The organism is Pseudomonadota bacterium (assembly GCA_026390555.1).
In the GTDB taxonomy this organism is placed as follows: Bacteria; Bdellovibrionota_C; UBA2361; order UBA2361; family OMII01; genus OMII01.
Map to the genome: position 1 here is coordinate 1 of JAPLFS010000007.1, position 19192 is coordinate 19192.

Consider the following 19192-nt stretch of genomic DNA (forward strand, 5'->3'; position numbering starts at 1 on the left):
GTGCTTGTTGGCGTAACTGTTGGTGTGTGAGTTGGAGTAGTAGTTGGCGTATAGGTCGGAGTACTGGTTGGTGTGTCGGTTGGGGTATTCGTTGGTGTCGTCGTTGGTGTTGTCGTTGCAGTATTAGTAGGGGTGCTTGTTGGCGTAACTGTTGGTGTATGAGTTGGAGTTGTAGTTGGCGTATAGGTGGGAGTACTGGTTGGTGTATCGGTTGAGGTATTCGTTGGTGTCGTTGTAGGTGTTGTCGTTGGAGTATTAGTAAGGGTGCTTGTTGGCGTAACTGTCGGTGTGTGAGTTGGAGTAGTAGTTGGCGTATTGGTCGGAGTACTGGTTGGTGTGTCGGTCGGTGTCTCTGTTGGCGTATTAGTTGGTGTGTTTATGGGTGTATCGATTGGCGTCTCGGTCGGAGTTTCGGTTGGAGTTTCAGTAGGAGTCTCGGTTGGAGTCTCAGTTGGAGTCTCGGTCGGAGTTTCGGTAGGAGTCTCAGTAGGAGTTTCGGTTGGCGTCTCGGTTGGCGTTTCGGTCGGAGTTTCGGTAGGGGTTTCGGTTGGAGTCTCGGTAGGAGTTTCGGTCGGAGTCTCGGTAGGAGTCTCAGTAGGAGTTTCGGTCGGAGTCTCGGTAGGAGTCTCAGTAGGAGTTTCGGTCGGAGTTTCGGTTGGAGTTTCAGTAGGAGTCTCGGTTGGAGTCTCAGTAGGAGTTTCGGTTGGCGTCTCGGTTGGAGTTTCGGTCGGAGTCTCGGTAGGAGTCTCAGTAGGAGTTTCGGTCGGAGTTTCGGTCGGAGTCTCGGTTGGAGTTTCGGTTGGGGTCTCAGTAGGAGTCTCGGTTGGGGTCTCGGTTGGAGTCTCTGTTGGGGTCTCAGTTGGTGTTTCGGTAGGGGTTTCGGTTGGAGTTTCGGTCGGAGTCTCGGTAGGAGTTTCGGTTGGAGTCTCGGTTGGAGTCTCAGTAGGAGTTTCGGTTGGAGTCTCGGTAGGAGTTTCGGTCGGAGTCTCGGTAGGAGTTTCGGTTGGCGTCTCGGTTGGAGTCTCAGTAGGAGTTTCGGTTGGCGTCTCGGTTGGAGTCTCAGTAGGAGTTTCGGTTGGCGTCTCGGTTGGCGTTTCGGTCGGAGTTTCGGTAGGGGTTTCGGTTGGAGTCTCGGTAGGAGTTTCGGTAGGAGTCTCAGTAGGAGTTTCGGTCGGAGTCTCGGTAGGAGTTTCGGTTGGTCCAGCGGTACCCGTATCGAATGCAATAGCGACACCCTCTTGCGCAGATAGATCTAGCGGTGCGCTATAGGCGATGATAAGAGACACAAGTGCGATCACGCATAGTAGCGCACGTGCGACGTGTCCTCGCACTGAGTCGCCCCTATTCGGGGCACTACTATATATATGGGGCGTCTCCGCCCTACCTAAAGAGCCCATCGTAAGTCTTTAAGTCGGCGCTCTTCACCAAAATATTTAGTAGATTCTTTAGATTGCGACAAATAAACGCTGAATTGTCGCTAAACTACTGAAATACCCTATGTTTTTTTACTGCTCAGAGATTATTGTCACACCTGAGCTCTATGCTAACTACCTGATCTGTCATGGGGCTTAAAGCAGTAATTAAACTCTAATGTGGCAAATTCACTACACAGTTCTAGCTATACGAAAAGCACAGAGCGCACTTATAAATGCGGTAACTATTCACCAAATCAGATCTGTGTGCGTTAGCGCATATCAAAGATGAGTTTGGTAAATAGTTACTATCTGCCTAATGTAGTGCCCCACTACATACGCTCAACGCTCTCAATTCCAATTAGGGAGAGCGCGTGCTTAATTACAAGGCCAGTTGCTTCTACAAGTCCCGCCCTTGCCTGTTTAAGCTCCAGAGTCTCTGCTCGCAACACAGAGCAGTTCTGATACATTCGACTAAACAACTTTGCCAGCTCGTAGGCATAAGAACATATGATATGTGGACTATAGCGCGCGCACGCAAGATTTACAGTTGCATGATACTCGTTGAGAAACCTAAGTACCTCAAGCTCTGTATCATGTGTTAGAAGATCCCAACTTGTCGAGCTCCAATCAGAGCTCTGCTCCCCTAACTCACGCAGGATTGAACGGGTCCGTGCAAAAGCATACATCATATATGGGCCGGTATTCCCAGTCCTTGCTGTCCATGCATCCATGTCAAAAACAACCTGTGAGTTGTTATCGAGGTTAAGCATCCCGTAACGCATCGTTCCAAGGGCGATGCACCACGCAGCCTTGCTACGCTCCTCATCCGACCACTCCCCTTTGTACTTATCAAGAAACTCTGCGTTAATCTTACTAACTAGCCTCTCCTTTAAACTCGACATTAAGATTACGTTACCCTTACGGCTACTCATCTTACCATCAGGCAACGTTACCTGTGCGTATGAACAGTGATAGCAGCTCTTCACCTGCTCATAGCCCATTAACTCAAGGCACCTAAAAACCTGCTGAAAATGCAGCGTTTGCCCAACATCAACTACATAGATCGAACGATCAATCGAAAACTCCTCAAATTTACGTTGCGCCAACACAAGGTCACGCGTTGCATAGAGCGCAGTTCCGTCGCGCTTAATAAGAACACAAAACCCGAGCCCATCCTTCTTCAGATCTGCGCCAACCGCCCCCTCTGATTCAATAAAGACCCCCGCTTGTTGAAATTTGCGCACTAGCTCTTTGCTCGATTCTCCGTACTCCGATTCAAAAAAGTAGTGATCAAATGAGCAGTTAAGCCATGCAAAGTCCTGCTTTAACTCATCTAACGACCAATTACGCGATTGAACCCAAAAATCTTTTAGCTCCGGATCGTTTGATTCAAGTCGCTGAAGAATCTGAGACACCTCGGCTGTCCAGTCGCGCAGTATCGGCAAAAGCTCCTGTCCTGCAAGTAAGGAATCACTACGATGATAGATCTCAACTAGATCGATCCCAATTCCATCCGGATATTTGGCCAGAAGATATGAAGGAACTTGAAGATTAAGGATCTGATTCTCTGTGCCTATTCTAAGCTCCTCCTCTCCAAGTAGGAGCCCGTCGCTGTTAATTCCCTTTCGATCGACTACGCCGATCTGACGAGCACCAAGATGCATACCAGGCGCAGCATGCGGAACTAAGCAGCCCACCTTAACGCGCTGAGCATTACAGCTCTGTGTAACAACTGTTGCTGGACCTGTCGCCGTTAGGAGTGTAATAACGAGCCATAGCGGCTCATTCGGATGCGGCTCAATCCTCTCAATCCTGGCACTCCTTACCCCCACTATCTCAACAGCTGAATAGGTTCCAACATCTAGCTCAATGCTTGCCTTTGAATACGCCGCACCCAGGAATTCAAGCCGGTTACAGCTCGGTACCTCAAGATCCTTATGCCTACGAAGGTACCAGATGCACTTTGCAACGTGAGTACCCTCATCGCCCAGGTATGCAGCTCGCATCGTTGTAAAACCGCACCAATCAAAGAGCTTTGCTATTGAATCCCCGAGAGCCGCATTACGGATATGCCCAACGTGAAACGACTTGTGGGTATTAACGTTACCAAACTCGACCATGACACGCTCGCCAACGTCTGGACGCCGCGCTAAAAAAGATCCGTTGATTATGGCTGGTACTAAAATAGCCGCAAGCGAAGCCTTGTTCAGAAAGAAGTTAACGTATGGACCATTTGCCTGGATAGCGGAGATCTCCCCCTGATCCGCTAAACGCTCCAATAGTTTTGGCGCAAGCTCTGCCGCTATCGCCAATGGGGCCTTGCGCAAAGAGCGCGCAAGTTGAAAGCACGGAAATGCAATTTCTCCGTGCGAGGAGTCCTTCGGTGTTTCAAAGAGTTTCGTCAACTCTGCTATACTGATGGAGGTACCGAACGACTCCTGCAGCGTCCTTTCAAGTAATGCTGCTACTGTACTTTGACCGATCATGGAGCTCCTTAGAACTATCTGGGGTGTGCGCTATATTTTAGCAATGCTAGAAGGTACTGGCCGTAGCTGCTTTTCTTCATAGCGTCTGCCTGTTGCTCTACCTGCTCACGGTCGATGTACCCCATAGTGAAAGCGATCTCTTCAAGACAAGCGACCATCAGCCCCTGACGCTCCTGAAGGGCTTGGATAAAATTACAAGCCTGCAGTAATGACTCATTTGTACCGGTATCAAGCCATGCGATACCACGTCCGAGCATCTCAACCTGAAGTTGCGAGGCACGTAGGTACGCCAGGTTTACATCGGTAATCTCAAGCTCTCCACGCACAGAGGGGGTTAGTCCACTCGCTATATCGAGGACCTGATTGTCATAGAAATAAATGCCGGTTACTGCGAATTGCGATTTGGGGCTCTTGGGCTTCTCTTCCAGATTAATAGCCCGACCCGTTGCATCGAACTCAACTACGCCGTAGCGCTCCGGGTCGCTAACGCGGTAGCCAAAGACGGTTGCTCCAGTCTCACACTTCGCAGCACTTCTCAGAAGTTCCGCAAAGCCGTGCCCAAAAAAGATATTATCTCCAAGCGCCAGCGCTACGCGATCCTTCCCAACAAAGTTACGTCCGATGATAAAGGCCTGTGCAAGCCCCTCCGGGTTCGGCTGTTCCGCGTAAGTGAATGAGCACCCCCACTGAGAACCATCCCCTAGCAAGCGCTCAAACGCAGCTAGGTCGTGCGGGGTGGTGATGATTAATATCTCTCTAATACCAGCCAGCATTAACGTTGAGAGCGGATAGTAGACCATCGGCTTGTCGTAGATCGGCAGAAGCTGCTTACTGACCGCGCGTGTCACGGGGTGCAAACGAGTGCCAGAGCCACCAGCTAGAAGAATTCCCTTCATATATCACCACAAAATTAATTTAGGCCAACCAGTGTGAATATAGCAGGAACTTCTTAAAAGTTCACTCTACTGCTTTTATCCCGCTGCCCCTACCCTGATCGACAGCTTTATGGTGGAATCGGCCCATGCGCTTAGCCTTTAAACTCACCATCCTCGGCCTTCTTGCCCTGCCCCCAATGCTTTCAGCTCTGGCAGAGCCGATTAATCTCCCAGCGTTGCTTAAAAACGGCTCAATCCGGGTCGAAACAGAGTCCGGCGAGGCACTTCTGCGTCATCGTGATGATGAGCTGTTTGTGCCGGCATCAATAATTAAGGTCGCTACTGCTTTTTGCGCCCTGCAGGAGCTTAACGCCAACTACAGGTTCTCTACCGAATTTCTGCTAGACGACAAAAACACCCTCTTTGTGCGTGCTTCCGGCGATCCGACGATGATCTCTGAAGAGCTCTCTGCGATTGCTCAGGCGATCTCCAAAAAAACTGGGCGAATTAACGAAATTATTATCGATACCTCACTCTTTTCAAGCACTCTAACGATCGATGGAGCCTCTTCTTCACTCAATCCATATGACGCTAAGAACAGCGCTTTTGTCGGTAATTTCAGCTCCGCCTATCTCACCCGCACAAAAACTGGTGCCGTTACAAGCGCAGAACCTCAAACACCCCTTACACCTCTATCGCGCAAAGCTGGACTCAAGCTTAAACGAGGCACAACTGCGCGTATTAAGATCGGAGAGGACTGGAAAACTGGTGCGCTCTATGGAGGAGAGCTGTTATCTGAGTTCCTTACGCAAGCTGGGCTCAAAACTGCACGCCGCATAACGCTTGGCCCTATCTCCTCCTCTGCACACACCCTCCTTATACACACCTCCTCTCAAAACCTTACGGGGATCATTACCGGCATGCTTAAGCACTCCACTAATTTTACCGCAAATCAGCTCTTTCTAACGCTTGGAGTTAAACGATTCGGCGTACCAGCAACCCTTAAGAAAGCACAACAAGCCCTAACTGAGTGCCTTAGTAGCCGCGTTGGCTGGAGTCATTTTCATATTGAGGAGGGCTCAGGACTCTCGCGTAAAAACCAGGTCAGTGCTCGCCTCATGACCACCCTCCTTAAAAAATTTGAGCCTTATAGCGATCTATTACCAGAAGAGGATGCCTTTCGTGCAAAGACCGGCAGCCTAAACGGGGTGAACTCACTGGCGGGCTACTTTGAACTGCCAAAATTTGGCCGGCTGCGCTTTGCTATTATAATCAACAGTAATGTTCCTCACCTATACAAGTTTAAGGTGGCGAGCGCTGTCAGAAACTATCTTAATTTGCAACCCAAAGAAGCGAAGACTGCGCTGCTTGAGCGCTTGGGGGGCGTTAAGGAAAGTTATAACAGAGAAGTATTATAACGCTCCCTTATATCTGCCCCCTGTTTCAGGCGCGCCGAGATACTTGAAACGAAATCATTGATAAGCTCACTCCTATTGGCAGGTATATGCTCTCTATCAATCTCTCATATAATCAGAGCCATAGAGAGTGCTATAATAACTGTGCTTCAAAATCAAAGCACCCTTATGCTGCATTACCCCTCCTGCTTTACTGGCGGCTTAATAAGAGAAAATACAATAGAGCCCGCAATAATACCCAATACTACCAGTAGCGAGATCTCGGTCGGTACCCTGCCACCCAGATAATGATCCAGAATGACCATCTTCGTACCGATAAAAATTAGTACGAAGGATAGCCCCACATGCAGATAGTGAAATCGGGTGATAAAGGCGGCAAGAAGAAAGTAGAGTGCACGCAGATCGATTACTGAAAATATGTTTGATGTAAATACAACCATCGGCTCACTCGTAAGACCAAAGATTGCTGGCACCGAGTCAAAGGCGAACATTATATCTGTGATCTCAATGAACACTAGCGTGACGAAAAGCGGGGTCACAAATAATTTGCCCGATTCTCGTACAAAGAACCGTTGTCCGGCCATCTTCTTTGATACTGGGAGATATTTATTAAGCAGGTGCAGCACTTTGTTATGCTCAGGGTCTATCAGCGCCTCCTTACCACGCAGGATAGAGATCCCCTGGTAGATAAGAAAGATACCGAAGACGATCACTACCCAAGAGATATCCATTACTGCGGCGCCCATGGCGATAAAGATCGCTCGAAACACTAGCGCGCCAAATAAGCCATAAAAAAGCACCCTATGCTGATAGCGTTTTTCAATCGAAAAAAACTTAAAGATTACGATAAAGACGAAGAGGTTATCTATCGCCAGAGATTTTTCGACGAGGTACCCCGAGAGGAACTCAAGCGCTGTACGACGTGCCAGCTCCTCTGGGGTGCTACCAAGCGCCATCGCTAGTGTCGGATCTGCCGCAAGGTGCTCCCTTGTATAAAAATAGAGCAGCACGTTAAAGAGCAGAGCCAACCCGAACCATGCCAGCGCTGTTTTCGTCGCGCTGCGGATCGAAACCTCCTCGGATTCAACGTGAAATATCTTTAGAGAGAGAAATAATACCGCAGCAACTCCGATTGAGAAGCACAGATAGAAAGGCCAGAACTCATAAAAAGGGAAAATCTGTGGCATAATCTACAGTCTAGTTTATTCTCGGGTGACTAGTTACCGTCTAGCCTGGAAATTTTGCTTAACATCACTTGTAACGGAGCGAGTAAAGGAGCGCTTTTTGAATTGTGTTCCTACCTTGCTGGCCGTTATCAAATAACTTCCGGCCAGGAGGCCTCTAACGGCAAAGGAGCCATCTGTTCGTGAGCGTGCCGAGTGCGTACCTCCGCTTCCGTCCACAGAACGCGCGCGCACCCGTACCCCCCCTACTCTATCAGACCCCCGGGATACCCGTCCGTATACCTCTAACATGCGGACCTTTGGCGCAGCGTCAGCCAGCGCAGCCTCTGCATCCACTATACCTCCGGTAGCTGTAATACCGGCTAATGTTGTAGCCGCTGTGACGGTAGTTAGGATCGAAGTACGTATCTGCCGCGCGGTTAGCTCCGGATTTATCGCCGCTATAAGTGCTGCGATACCGGCAACGTGTGGGCTCGCCATAGATGTTCCGCTTCTTTCTATATACGGCCCATTTATACTTGCCAGGAGATTAGTACTGAGGATATCAACGCCAGGAGCCGCTACATCAACGCTCTTTCGACCAAAATTTGAAAATGGAGCTAGGGTGCCCTCACTTCCTGTGGCAGCTACGCTGATAATGTTGGAGAAGTTGAATGCGGCGGGATACTGCGGCTCTTTATCGGCATTTTCAGTTGAGTTCCCGGCCGCTGCGACAACAAGGATGTCATTTTCATCAGCTTTTTGGAAAGCCTTTTGTAGTGCCCCCGAGAACTCAAGTCCTCCAAGCGATAGGTTAATACAGACGATCGGAACCCCTGATTGTTTCAGTTTTATGAGGTAATCAATCCCCTGAATAATGTCGAAGTATGCCCCTACGCCGCTAGCGCCGATCGTTTTAATCGCTAGCACGCGAGAGTGCCAAGCAACACCAACTACCCCGATAGCGTTGTCGCCGCTAGCTGCAACCGTGCCCGATACATGCGTCCCGTGGCCATGATCGTCAAATGGATCTCCATCCTCATTTGCGAAATCATATCCATAGTAGTCGTCAACGTAGCCGTTGCCATCATCGTCAATACCATTACTGGGGGTTTCGCCCCCGTTAGTCCAGACATTGTTGACGAGATCTGGGTGATTATAGTCGATACCGGTATCGATCACCGCCACAATCGCATCTGGATCGCCCTTAGTAGTATCCCAAGCGTTAGTTGCCTGAATCCCCTTAGAGCCAATGAGCCCATATAGACTGCTCAAGAACGGATCGTTTGGGGTGTACTGTACCGATATCAAATGATCTGGCTCTATCAACTCTACCTCGGGCTGTCCCTTTAGCTCGGCAAGCTGTCGATCTGAGAGCCGCGCTGCTATAAGGCGATCTCCGGGGATACTACCAACGATCTGAGCGGGAGAGATCCCTAACGCCGTAGCCTCTGACATTATGCTTATGCCGGAGGCCTTTACCACCTGACGAAACTGTATGATGTAACGGGGATGCTCGGCATAGGCTAGTGGCGATATCCAGGCGGCAAAAATGATTGTAAGGGCTACTATTATGCTGCGAGCAGATTTACTAACAGCGCTGCAACGGGGAATAATTTTCATGCAGTATAGATTCATATGGGTAAAAGCTCCGTCTTTAGCCCCATCCTTATCGAACCGGCGCACCCTCTAACCTAGCCTCACGCCGAGCACGCACTATCTCTATAACACCTGGAAGGATCGAGAGAATAATAATAGCTAGGATAACCAACTTGAAGTTTTTCTCAACAAATGGAACCGCTCCAAAGAAGTATCCAGCGTATGTGAAGAGTCCAACCCAGAGCAGGGCACCAAATACGTTATAAAATGCAAACTTAGCATAAGACATCTTACCGACGCCTGCCAAAAACGGCGCAAATGTTCTTACGATCGGAACGAAACGCGCCAACACGATTGTTTTGTTGCCGTATCGATTGAAGAACTTCTGAGTTCTAGCGAGATACTGGGGTTTGAAGATCTTTGAGCCCTTTCTCTCAAACACCGCTGCTCCCATCTTTCGACCGATATAATAGTTCACAGCATCACCGATAACCGCCGCTGCAAAGAGCAGAATTGCGAGTAAGTTAACGTCAAAAGCACCCTTGGTTGCCAGAGCGCCGGCAGCAAAAAGCAGGGAATCTCCTGGCAAGAACGGAGTTACTACCAATCCAGTTTCACAGAATACTATCAGAAACAGGATGCCATACGCCCATACGCCGTACTGCTGCGCCACCTCGGTCAGGTGCTTATCAATATGAAGAAAGAGATCGATAAAGCGTGTAATAAAACTCATGCTGGCTCTCTAAAGTTTGCAGATTACAGATAATGTGCAAGCTCACTCGGCGCGCTTTATATAACGGCCCCCTTCAGAGGTTATATAGCACCTAGCAACCCACCATTAACCGGTTAAGGTACGTAGAATAATTATAGTCCGCTTAATTCAGAAAAGTACAGATAGCAACTTACTCTACGAATTACTCTACGAAGAGCTCTGCCTATACCTTGAATTCTGGCACCGCAATGCCGCGCTCTTTAAGCGCCTCAAGGAAGGTCTGCTGCCCCTTTTTCGCGGCCCATTCAACCGCACTCACCCCGTCATCATCTGTAAGGGTGAGATCTGCGCCGAGCTCAATTAATTCAAATGCAGTTGATGAGTGTCCATTCTTAACGGCTGCCATAAGCGCCGTTGTTCCGTTAGGACTCTGCCCATTAACCTCAATGCCGGTATCTGCAAGGCGTCGTACGGTTTCTACATCACCCGTTGATGCTGCTCGCATAAAAACTGTCCAAAAAGCGTTGTTGCCCATAGCCTTGCCTACCTTTCCTGGGGCTTTCTCCCCATTTTCGCTAGCACCCTCTCCTTCGGAGTGTAGCTCGTGTATCTCTGTTTTTGGAACTTTAAGCACCTCGCGCAGAGCCGGATTGCTCTCGGCCTCTGCCCATGTGCGAGCACTCCAACCATCGAAATTTTCAATCGTCATATCTGCTCCAAGCTCCAGTAACAATCTTACGGTCTTGATATCTCGCCGCATTGCAGCTCCAAGTAGCGCGGTACTTCCGTTGTTATGGAGCATGTTCACATCCGCCCCAAGCTCCACCAACGCACGCACGGTCGAGTAATGAAGACGCTCGCAAGCTTCAAATAACGGAGTCACTCCAAACTTGTTTCGTCGATTGACCTTGGCGCCATTGGCTACCAGAAGCCGCACTGTAGATTCCTGCCCTCTGGAGGCCGCAATCATAAGAGCGCTTGAGCCGTATTTAAGCTCACAATCGATATCAAATCCCTGATCAATTAGTCCCTGTATAGATGCCATATCACCACTTCTAGCTGCGGCTATTAGCGTCTTTTGGTCTGTTGTGTATGTAATTCCCATATATCCCCTCACCTCTGGCTTCTCTTGATAGCCTTTTTAATTCAACAACCTAATAGAGAATGGAAACAAAAGAGGCGCCTTCTGCTACTGGCGCGTTGTCTTGCCCCTTATTACAGATAGTCGGCTATCCTGAATAAGTTCATAAGCAAAAAATAAGATCTGCCGCACAAGATTATAAATAACGGCGTTTTATATTTGAGCTAGCGCGGGATAACAGCAAGTAACTCTTTGTGATTTATGCCGTTAGAGGCAACTACGTAGCGATAACTAATTAGCCCACTGCCGCACCTAATTACGGCCCCAGTCTCATCAGAGACCAACCCATTAGCCTCAGAGATAACCACCAGCGGGGCTGCAATATCCCACTCGCGGTGGGTGCTCATTTTAATAATAGCCCCATCCAGCTCCCCGCAGGCAACCTTAAGAAAGGCGAGCCCTGAATCCATGGCAGGACTCGAGAGCTCTGGGCGGGTACACTCAAAATTTCTGATATAGACACGCCCCTGACTAAGCAATTGGTTTCTAGATACCGCTAGCGGACCGCCGTTTACGGTAGCTCCCTTTCCATGCTCGGCGATAATCATCTGGCCGCGTGCTGGAAAGAGCATCACGCCGAACGTAGGAATCTGATCTTCACAGAGCGCGACTAGGATCGAAAAATCATCGCGCCCAGCAAGAAAGGACGCAGTTCCATCAAGGGGATCAATAATCCAGGTACGCCGTGCTGCGGCAAGGGTAGCATTATCGGGCTCGGTCTCCTCAGAAAGGAGGGCATCCGAAGGAAATAGCTCGGTTATAGCGCTCATAATAAGCTCATTTGAACGCAGATCTGCCAGCGATACTAGGGAGCCATCACCTTTAGTTTTAATCTCAAGTGCTGCACCTATAGAGGAACCTCCGGGCCATAGATCAAGCAGCAGCTCCCCTGCCCTGCGCACTGCCGTAAGTAGCTCTCTCTTCTGGCTCTCCTGTATACCCTGACTATTCATTATGCTCGAATCCTTTAACCACTCCTTTTAACCACTCCTTTTAACCGCAGACAAGTTTATACTGGGGTGAATAGTTATGAGAGTTGAAGTATCAGATTGAAAACCTCTTCCGACATCTTGCACCGCTCAGACACGATTTCAGAGAGAGCGCTGCGCAAAGCGAAACACTCCTCTCGCACACCATTTAATTCAGACTCGGCGCATTCACCATCTGCAACATCGTCCAGCTTTTGAAAGAGAACTCCCAGCGCTATGCCCCATTTATAGAGCCCCTGAACAACTTCATCTTTAGCATCTGCACAGATCGCTCCGCAGGCAGCGGCTGCCCCAAAAAGTGCGCCTGTCTTTAACTCAAACATTCGGTGACGTTGGCTAGGGTCCTGCGCTGCCTCTAGATCTAACTGCTGCCCAATGCAGAGCTCACGCCATGCTCTTGATAAAATAGCGCTGAGCCGCGCCTGTTTATCGAGCGCTATATGGTAGTGATGAATTGATGAGAACGCGACACCAACTAGGAGATCGCCCAATAAAATTGCGCTGGCCTCACCGAAAGCCTTGTGACAGGCGGGACGTCCGCGCCTCATATCATCGTTATCGAGCGCAGGAAGATCGTCGTGCACAAGAGATGCTGCATGCAGCGCCTCAAGCGCTAAGGCTGGCACCATTGGCAGCTCTGTATCTATGCTACCCTTGGCCATGTCGTGATGTAGCGCCACTGTTAATAGAGCCCTAAGCCGTTTTCCACCGCCCTGTAAGACGTAGTGTGCGCCGTTCTTAAGCACCAGGCTGTCGCAGGCCGCGTTCTCGGCCAAGGCTGCAAGACCGAGCTCAATCTCTTCGCGCCACTTTACTATCTGATTACCTTGATCGACGCTCATAAAACAATGTTATTTTTTGCCTTCCTCCAAATCGGCCTGGTCGGTATCGATAACATGCCACGCAACCTGCCAACCATATACATAGAGCCTAGAACGTAGGCTGGGCGATCTCCATCCTCCTCAAGCACTTCACGAAGATAGCCCTCATAATCAGAGCCGTAGCTGCGAATACTTATTCCATTACACGAGGCTTCAATCTCTGCCTGAACCTGTGCATCCGGCATAGCTCGCTCCGATTCAGGCTTAAGTAGCCTCCACCGACCAACGTATGGTATGAGTTGTTTAATCATTGCCTGCCAGTTCTTGGTATCAAGCACCCCGAAGGTCAGATCGATATTACGCTCTTCAAAAGACTCAAGATATGATATAAATGACTGTATTCCTGAGGTGTTATGGGCACAATCAAGTACTATCTCGCGCCCTAGTGAGGAGACTGTCTCGAGTCTACCTGGCCAAAATACCCCCTCAACGCCGAGCCTACATGAATCTTTATCAATCCCTACCAACAAGCCAAGCTTAGCGGCGACCGCCATGTTGTGCCCCTGATGATCCCCAGGTAACTGTGTCGAGAAATGAAATAAGTCCCCTACTCCATTTCCTACGCTCTTATCCCAATACCCGAATCTAGCTCCATCCTGATTAAGCACTGAATGGGCTCCGAACTCTTTGCTAAATCGATATAGCTCTGAGCTATGCGCTTTAGCCTTAGCAGAAACAACATCAGCAGCAGATTTTGGCAAAAAACCTGTTACAACTGGTGATCCAGCCTTAATAATACCTGCCTTCTCCGCTGCTATCTCACCCAAGGTCTCGCCAAGTATCGCTTGATGGTCATAATCGATAGTTACGATAGCCGTCGCTGCGGGTCGTGTAATGACATTAGAAGCATCTAGCCTTCCACCTAATCCGACCTCCATAACTGACCACTCAACGCCAAACTCACTGAATCCGAGAAAAGCTATGGCTGTAATTACTTCATGAAACGATAGATCTACTAGCTCACGGGCCGCAGCTGCGCGTACCGCATAGGCGAACTCCCCCAAAAACTCATCTGCAACCGCTAGTCCATCGATTACTATACGCTCGTTTATATTCTCTAGATGCGGCGAGCTATTTAAGCCAACACGATACCCAGCTTGGCCTAGGATCGAAGAAATCGCCGATGATACTGAGCCCTTACCGTTAGTTCCAGCAACGTGAATACTAGGAATAGCGTCCTGTGGATCGCCGAGTCTCTTTAAAACCGCCGAAATCTGTTGTAGGTCAAAGCCCCCCCTACCGTTCCATGGGGTTAGTTTGCTTAAATACTGCAGGCCGATCTGTGTCTTATTCACTGTTCCATCCTGAGACACGATAGAAATGTCCCACGGTGGGACACTACATGCCTGTCCCACGGTGGGACACTCTACTCTATTCTGCTATGAGCTTGCGGAAGAGGATCTGTAGGTCCCCTTCAGCGTAGAATTCTACCATTAACTTGCCACTATCAGCGCTAGAGTTAGACCTAATAAGCTTTACCTTCATACCAAGGGCGCGCTGAATCTCATCTGCAATACGGAGATCCTCGGCATTTATAACCTTTGGCTCACCAGTGACATCGTCGTTGTCAGTTCGGCCCTTGCCTAGGTTCTTTTCAAGTTGAGCTCTAGTAAGAAGATCTAGATCCTTCAGATAGGTAGCTCTAAGCTGCTCATCCTCAATCTTAGCTAGAAGAAGCACCTTAGACTCGGAAGCCCCCTGCCGAAGAGCGTTTAAAAGATCATCTGGGAGCTGCAATATGTCGAGACTACGTTGAACTGCGCTCTTGGAGATGCTGAGCTTCTCTGCAATATCCCGAATGCTAAGGCTATTTCCATCACGCAGCGCTCCGATAGCATGCGCTCGCTCAATTGGGGTCAGATCATCGCGTTGTAGGTTCTCAACGAGCTGTATAGCAAGGGTTCTCCCCTGTACATCTTCGCCGTGATTTACCATAGCTGGAATCGATGAGAGTCCTGCCAGGTGCGCGGCTCGAAAGCGGCGCTCTCCAGATATAACGGTATAGCGACCAGGAAGCTGCCCTGCCCTAACAAGAATTGGGCTTAACACACCGTAAAGTTTGATTGAATCCGCCAACTCCTGTAGCTTTTCTTCATCAAACGTTTGGCGTGGTTGGTGTGGATCCGCTTCTATAGCAGAGAGCGGTATCTCTCTATACGGAATGCCACCCTTTGCTCTTTCATCGAGTGCAGGTCCGGCCATAAGTGGGTTATTTGAAAATGAAAAACTACGCTTTGACATTGAGAACCTCCTCAGCTAACGAACTATAATCTTCAGCTCCGGTCGACTTCGGCATATATTCAAATATACTCTGCCCCTTTGCCGGTGCCTCCGCTAGTGCAACATTCTCTCTAATAATTGTATTAAAGACCAACTGCCCGAAATAGGCCCTGATTGTATCAGCTACAGCACGTGCAAGACGCTTGCGACTATCGTGTAAACAGATAAGTACACCACCTACAACCAGTGCCTGATTATAGATTCCTCTAACTTGATCAATAGTATCAAGTAGTTGCCGAACTCCATGCAGAGCCAGGTACTCGCTCTGAACCGGTACGATGACCTTATCTACTGCAGCCAGTGCGTTCAGAGATAGAAGACCTAAGGTTGGTGGGCAGTCGATCAGGATAATATCGTAGCTGTCGCGAACCTTTTCAATCGCTCGTTTAAGGAGCAGTTCACGTCCAACTACCCCTCCAAGCTCCAGATCAGCGGCGCTCAATAGCAGGCTAGAAGGAACTACATCAAGGTTCGCAGACCTCTTAATAACAACGTCCTGAATGCGCTTTGTGCCTTTAAGGACATCGTATACGGTCCATTCAGGCCCCTGGGGAACCTCGTTGAGATCCTGCGGGTCCTCCTTACCACCGAGCCCTAAATGCGTTGTCAGGTTACTCTGGGCATCGATATCTATCAGAAGCACCCTTTTACCACTGAGTGCTATCGCAGCACCTAAATTTACAGTTGTAGTGGTCTTACCAACACCACCCTTCTGATTGACTACACTCATTACTATCGCCACTGGTCACCCCATGAATCGTGAATCGAGATAAGGAACTTCGCAAAGTTCTCACTTAAAATCCACACTTAAGTCATTACACGATGCTAAAAACTACTATTATTTCAAATGCTCTCACAGCACCCTATCAGATTACCTTCGTGATCTGAAATAAGAGCTGTAACTAAAAACTACACCTCACTTCACGATAGTAGGGGCTTTATCACCATAAGCAAGTCGCAAAGCCCCTGCTCTAGACCCAAGCATCGTGAATGGGGATAAGAGATCTCGTGAACTGAGGATAAGAGTAACGTGATTTCACACCAAGTGATTCGGGATCCTAGATAAATCGGTATCGTGTTTTCACTCTTAATTGCTCGTGCATTCAAATAAATAAAAGAATCTAAACTCTTACTTTAATTGTGGATTTTCTCCGCTCATCTAGTAACATGTCTTTAAGAAAAGATTGTTTAACTAACTAAAACTAAGCTATCCTTTCTGAGTTCTAGTTCCGTTGTTTTTTATTTTGGTGGTTTTGGCTCTCGAGCTACGAGCTGTTAGGAGATTGAAGAGATGCATAGCTTTTGGCTCAATAATTTTTAATTGCAAATTTTTAATCGCAATAATTTTTAATCGTAGCAGTTTGAAAATCGCGCAGTAACCACATGTTATTTTAATTAACTCTATCGCATGACGCCGCTATCCGCACTTGATATTACCCAAGCCGAGTCCCGCCAAGCGGGATTCGAATCAGCGCAGCACGCCCTTGAGGCCGATGCTGTGCCGGTTGCTACTGGCGCCAATTCATCCCTTACGCCGCTTTCACTTAAGGTCTCTCGCGATGAGATGAACCTAGCGGAGTTTCCCCTAACGGTGCTTTCAAAACGTGCTGACCCATCTGTAAAGACCCTCGAGTTTTCCGATATCGTAAAAGGCAAAAACGGAGAGCCCCTCAACCGCAAATGGATTATAACCGGAGCTGATAAATTCGGCCTACCAACATCCTCTGATGATGAGGTGCTGCTTGGGTTGTTGAAATTGACAGCAGACGAGGGCGTGCGTAGTCGTAAGATTCACTTCACCCGTTATGAGCTCCTAAAGATCCTGCGTTGGACCACCGAGGGACGCAGCTATACGCGCCTACAGAACGCGCTAGATCGCTTAAGTGGTGTGCGAATTAAGGCTACGAACGCCTTTTATGACAATGAAACGAAGCTGCATAGCACACGCAATTTCGGCATCATCGATGCCTATGAGATCAACGATGGCCGCGATACACATCCGAGTTTCTTTACCTGGAGTGAAGTTCTATTCAAATCGTTTCAGGTCGGTTTTATTAAGAAACTCGATCTAGATTTTTATCTAGATCTGCAGAGCGCTGTTACAAAGCGACTCTATCGCTACATAGATAAACACTTCTGGTATCGCTCCCGTATTCAGATAAATCTCTTTGTACTAGGGCATGAAAAGATAGGCATCTCTCGCAACTACATCTACGCAAGTTCGCTCAGGCAACAGCTCGAACCGGCCCTAGAGGAGTTGAAAGAGAAGGGCACCCTGAGTGATTTTGAGTTTATAGGAAAAGGGAAATCAACCGAGGTTATCCTGGTTGCAGCGCATGCACCACGACGCACCTTGGTTGCTGGTACAGCCTCTACAGGCGTAGCCACACAGTCAGCCGGGGCAGGACATGTCGCAGGGGCGGCACAGGCAGGGCAGGGCACACAGGCCGCTTGGAGCGGGCGTGCTGAGCCTCTGCAAGGTAACGATAGCGAAACGCTTATTCGGGAGCTTGTGCAGCGCGGACTAGCAGAGAGGCAGGTGCGGCGGCTCGTAATGGGGCAGGGGATAGAAACGCTCTCACGTATAAACGAGATCCTGGCGTACTTTGATGGATTAATCGCTTCTAGTAGTCGTTTAGTGAATAAGAATCCGGCAGGATTTCTCTATCGTGCGATAGAGAAGCCGTTTGATTTTACCCTCCCAGTCGACAAAAAACGACCCAATTCTCAGCAGAATAACCTCAGTTTTGGCGCAAAAAACTCAGGAGAAAAGACGCAGCAACTGGGCGCAGGACAACAAAACAGCTCACATGCTAGTGGAGCATATGGTGCGGGAGTAGGGCGCTCTGCGCGTGAAGAGGCTATCGCAAATAAGCGCAAGACAGACGCCTTTAATCTAGAGATAGATTATTTAGTTGCTCGTAAAACAGCGCTTGAGACCGTCCAGAATAACGCCGCACCATCCGAGGTTGCTGCAATGCAGGTCGAAGTTGAAGCGGCTCTTTCTAAGCTGCGCGCGCACATCTCGCCGCAACGCTTCATTGAGGCTGTACAGCGCGGTGTTGAGCAACGTCTTTTAGAACAGAGCGGGTTTCCTGATTTAGATAAATGGAGCCGCGATAAGGATAAGCACTAATAGCTCCCTAGCTAGCCTTTATCCAGCAGGATCTGAAGATTCTGAAGCGATAATTGACCTTAACAATAGCAAATTTTCCTCTTTCTTTTTCTGTCCTAGCGCATGCGCTGCTTCAGTAAACCAATGATACCCCGCAATAACTTGCAGTGAACGGCTGCGAAAAGAGCGCTCTTCAACCCCAAGTTCCTGGCGTAGAAGCTCGCTCTTATCGAAGAAATCATCGCGCCCCAGGTTGCTAAGATCAGCATCGAGCAGATAGCGGGAGAGTTTTGTAGACGGGATCAGTTGCGGGCCGCTAGAAAGCTCCACTAATTTGGTATCCAGGATCATCTGCTCTATGAGCTGTATCTCTCTCGTGCTGAAACCGCCGGCACGCTGCAGCGCTTCCCGAGCGAATTCTGCACCGATTAACTCATTTGCTACGGGGCTCTTAATAAAGCCGGTGTCGTGAAATGCGGCGGCTATCGCCAACAGCTCAAGCTCACGCTCAGAAAGCCCCTCTGTAACAGCAAAGCGTATAGACTCGCGCAGTACCTCGAGCGTGTGACCCTTGGTATGGTATGAGATGTTGTCAGGTAACTCCTTGTCGAGCATCGTAAGGGCCTCCTGAACGAGTGGCAAGGGGATTAGGTGCGCGAGCGCTAAGGAGATCTGCTCCTGCTTCGTTACAGCACTCTTCACCAGCTTTTCAGCACTAGACATAGCCCCCTCTTTGACCTTCTCTGCTGCTATAGGATATCGTCTAAGAACTTAGAAGACATTAGATAATCGTAACTGGTCACCGTAGTTTAATGTCGCGATTCAAGCTACTCAGATTACGGGGAAGTTTCATAGGTAATTCGATTGGTCGTCCCCTGATCGGGGACGGCAGATTTTGTGACCAGTTAATGTTGTCACCCCCACCGCATTGCTGCGCCCGCAGCTTGCGCTGCTGGACGGGCTCTGCAAATCGACCCCTGAGGGGTTGGTACAGAGCATCAACGTGAACGATCATTTTTAGTTTATTCTGACTAGTTACACATAATCTACGTTGTAGGCGTTTTAAATGAAAAGCCGATTGATAGGGCGTGACAGCAAGTACGCTGCTGCGCAGCACGGGA

At 49.0% G+C, this 19192-nt stretch carries 15 protein-coding genes; 3 read left to right on the plus strand and 12 right to left on the minus strand.

Annotated elements, in window-relative coordinates:
- Positions 1-315: 315 nt before the first annotated feature.
- Positions 316-1269: a hypothetical protein gene (locus tag NTV65_00350; GenBank protein MCX6113655.1), complete on the plus strand. Its 954-nt coding sequence runs from the start codon at positions 316-318 to the stop codon at positions 1267-1269.
- Between the two features lie 475 nt (positions 1270-1744).
- Here NTV65_00350 and argS read toward each other — a convergent pair whose 3' ends face one another.
- On the minus strand, positions 1745-3901 hold the full coding sequence (argS, locus tag NTV65_00355) for an arginine--tRNA ligase (GenBank protein ID MCX6113656.1): 2157 nt from the start codon (positions 3899-3901) through the stop codon (positions 1745-1747).
- Positions 3902-3915: 14 nt separating this feature from the next.
- Positions 3916-4797: a glucose-1-phosphate thymidylyltransferase RfbA gene (gene rfbA / locus NTV65_00360; protein MCX6113657.1), complete on the minus strand. Its 882-nt coding sequence runs from the start codon at positions 4795-4797 to the stop codon at positions 3916-3918.
- Positions 4798-4922: 125 nt separating this feature from the next.
- On the opposite strand from rfbA, the gene NTV65_00365 reads away from it, so the two are divergent.
- Entirely contained in the window at positions 4923-6194 is a 1272-nt protein-coding gene (locus NTV65_00365; protein ID MCX6113658.1) for a D-alanyl-D-alanine carboxypeptidase, read from the plus strand.
- Positions 6195-6367: 173 nt separating this feature from the next.
- Here NTV65_00365 and NTV65_00370 read toward each other — a convergent pair whose 3' ends face one another.
- The 9 genes from NTV65_00370 to NTV65_00410 form a co-directional block, all read right to left on the minus strand.
- A complete protein-coding gene (locus NTV65_00370) occupies positions 6368-7378 on the minus strand; it encodes a TerC/Alx family metal homeostasis membrane protein (GenBank protein MCX6113659.1) in 1011 nt (336 codons plus the stop codon).
- A 33-nt stretch (positions 7379-7411) separates the two neighbouring features.
- Positions 7412-8977: a S8 family serine peptidase gene (locus NTV65_00375; GenBank protein MCX6113660.1), complete on the minus strand. Its 1566-nt coding sequence runs from the start codon at positions 8975-8977 to the stop codon at positions 7412-7414.
- 46 nt (positions 8978-9023) lie between these two features.
- Positions 9024-9686: a DedA family protein gene (locus NTV65_00380; GenBank protein MCX6113661.1), complete on the minus strand. Its 663-nt coding sequence runs from the start codon at positions 9684-9686 to the stop codon at positions 9024-9026.
- 202 nt (positions 9687-9888) lie between these two features.
- Complete coding sequence (locus NTV65_00385; GenBank protein MCX6113662.1) at positions 9889-10770, minus strand: ankyrin repeat domain-containing protein; 882 nt, start codon at positions 10768-10770, stop codon at positions 9889-9891.
- Positions 10771-10970: 200 nt separating this feature from the next.
- Positions 10971-11759 (minus strand): hypothetical protein, encoded by a 789-nt coding sequence (locus NTV65_00390; protein MCX6113663.1) that lies wholly within the window; start codon positions 11757-11759, stop codon positions 10971-10973.
- A gap of 74 nt (positions 11760-11833) precedes the next feature.
- Entirely contained in the window at positions 11834-12637 is an 804-nt protein-coding gene (locus NTV65_00395) for a polyprenyl synthetase family protein (protein MCX6113664.1), read from the minus strand.
- On the minus strand, positions 12634-13971 hold the full coding sequence (locus NTV65_00400) for a Mur ligase family protein (protein ID MCX6113665.1): 1338 nt from the start codon (positions 13969-13971) through the stop codon (positions 12634-12636). Before NTV65_00400 ends, NTV65_00395 begins: the two co-directional genes overlap by 4 nt.
- A 76-nt stretch (positions 13972-14047) precedes the next feature.
- Positions 14048-14917 (minus strand): ParB/RepB/Spo0J family partition protein, encoded by an 870-nt coding sequence (locus tag NTV65_00405; protein MCX6113666.1) that lies wholly within the window; start codon positions 14915-14917, stop codon positions 14048-14050.
- Positions 14904-15698: a ParA family protein gene (locus NTV65_00410; GenBank protein MCX6113667.1), complete on the minus strand. Its 795-nt coding sequence runs from the start codon at positions 15696-15698 to the stop codon at positions 14904-14906. The genes NTV65_00405 and NTV65_00410 overlap by 14 nt, the downstream gene beginning before the upstream one ends.
- A gap of 666 nt (positions 15699-16364) precedes the next feature.
- Between NTV65_00410 and trfA the strand changes: the two genes are divergently transcribed.
- Entirely contained in the window at positions 16365-18092 is a 1728-nt protein-coding gene (trfA, locus tag NTV65_00415) for a plasmid replication initiator TrfA (GenBank protein ID MCX6113668.1), read from the plus strand.
- Between the two features lie 18 nt (positions 18093-18110).
- Here the strand turns inward: trfA and NTV65_00420 are convergent, their stop codons facing one another.
- Positions 18111-18794: an HD domain-containing protein gene (locus tag NTV65_00420; GenBank protein ID MCX6113669.1), complete on the minus strand. Its 684-nt coding sequence runs from the start codon at positions 18792-18794 to the stop codon at positions 18111-18113.
- Positions 18795-19192 lie beyond the last annotated feature (398 nt).

Bases quoted from the DNA above. Each gene is read 5' to 3' on its own strand.
- argS (MCX6113656.1), bottom strand. From the start codon at position 3,901: ATGATCGGTCAAAGTACAGTAGCAGCATTACTTGAAAGGACGCTGCAG.
- rfbA (MCX6113657.1), bottom strand. From the start codon at position 4,797: ATGAAGGGAATTCTTCTAGCTGGTGGCTCTGGCACTCGTTTGCACCCC.
- NTV65_00365 (MCX6113658.1), top strand. From the start codon at position 4,923: ATGCGCTTAGCCTTTAAACTCACCATCCTCGGCCTTCTTGCCCTGCCC.
- NTV65_00370 (MCX6113659.1), bottom strand. From the start codon at position 7,378: ATGCCACAGATTTTCCCTTTTTATGAGTTCTGGCCTTTCTATCTGTGC.
- NTV65_00375 (MCX6113660.1), bottom strand. From the start codon at position 8,977: ATGAAAATTATTCCCCGTTGCAGCGCTGTTAGTAAATCTGCTCGCAGC.
- NTV65_00380 (MCX6113661.1), bottom strand. From the start codon at position 9,686: ATGAGTTTTATTACACGCTTTATCGATCTCTTTCTTCATATTGATAAG.
- NTV65_00385 (MCX6113662.1), bottom strand. From the start codon at position 10,770: ATGGGAATTACATACACAACAGACCAAAAGACGCTAATAGCCGCAGCT.
- NTV65_00390 (MCX6113663.1), bottom strand. From the start codon at position 11,759: ATGAATAGTCAGGGTATACAGGAGAGCCAGAAGAGAGAGCTACTTACG.
- NTV65_00395 (MCX6113664.1), bottom strand. From the start codon at position 12,637: ATGAGCGTCGATCAAGGTAATCAGATAGTAAAGTGGCGCGAAGAGATT.
- NTV65_00405 (MCX6113666.1), bottom strand. From the start codon at position 14,917: ATGTCAAAGCGTAGTTTTTCATTTTCAAATAACCCACTTATGGCCGGA.
- trfA (MCX6113668.1), top strand. From the start codon at position 16,365: ATGACGCCGCTATCCGCACTTGATATTACCCAAGCCGAGTCCCGCCAA.
- NTV65_00420 (MCX6113669.1), bottom strand. From the start codon at position 18,794: ATGTCTAGTGCTGAAAAGCTGGTGAAGAGTGCTGTAACGAAGCAGGAG.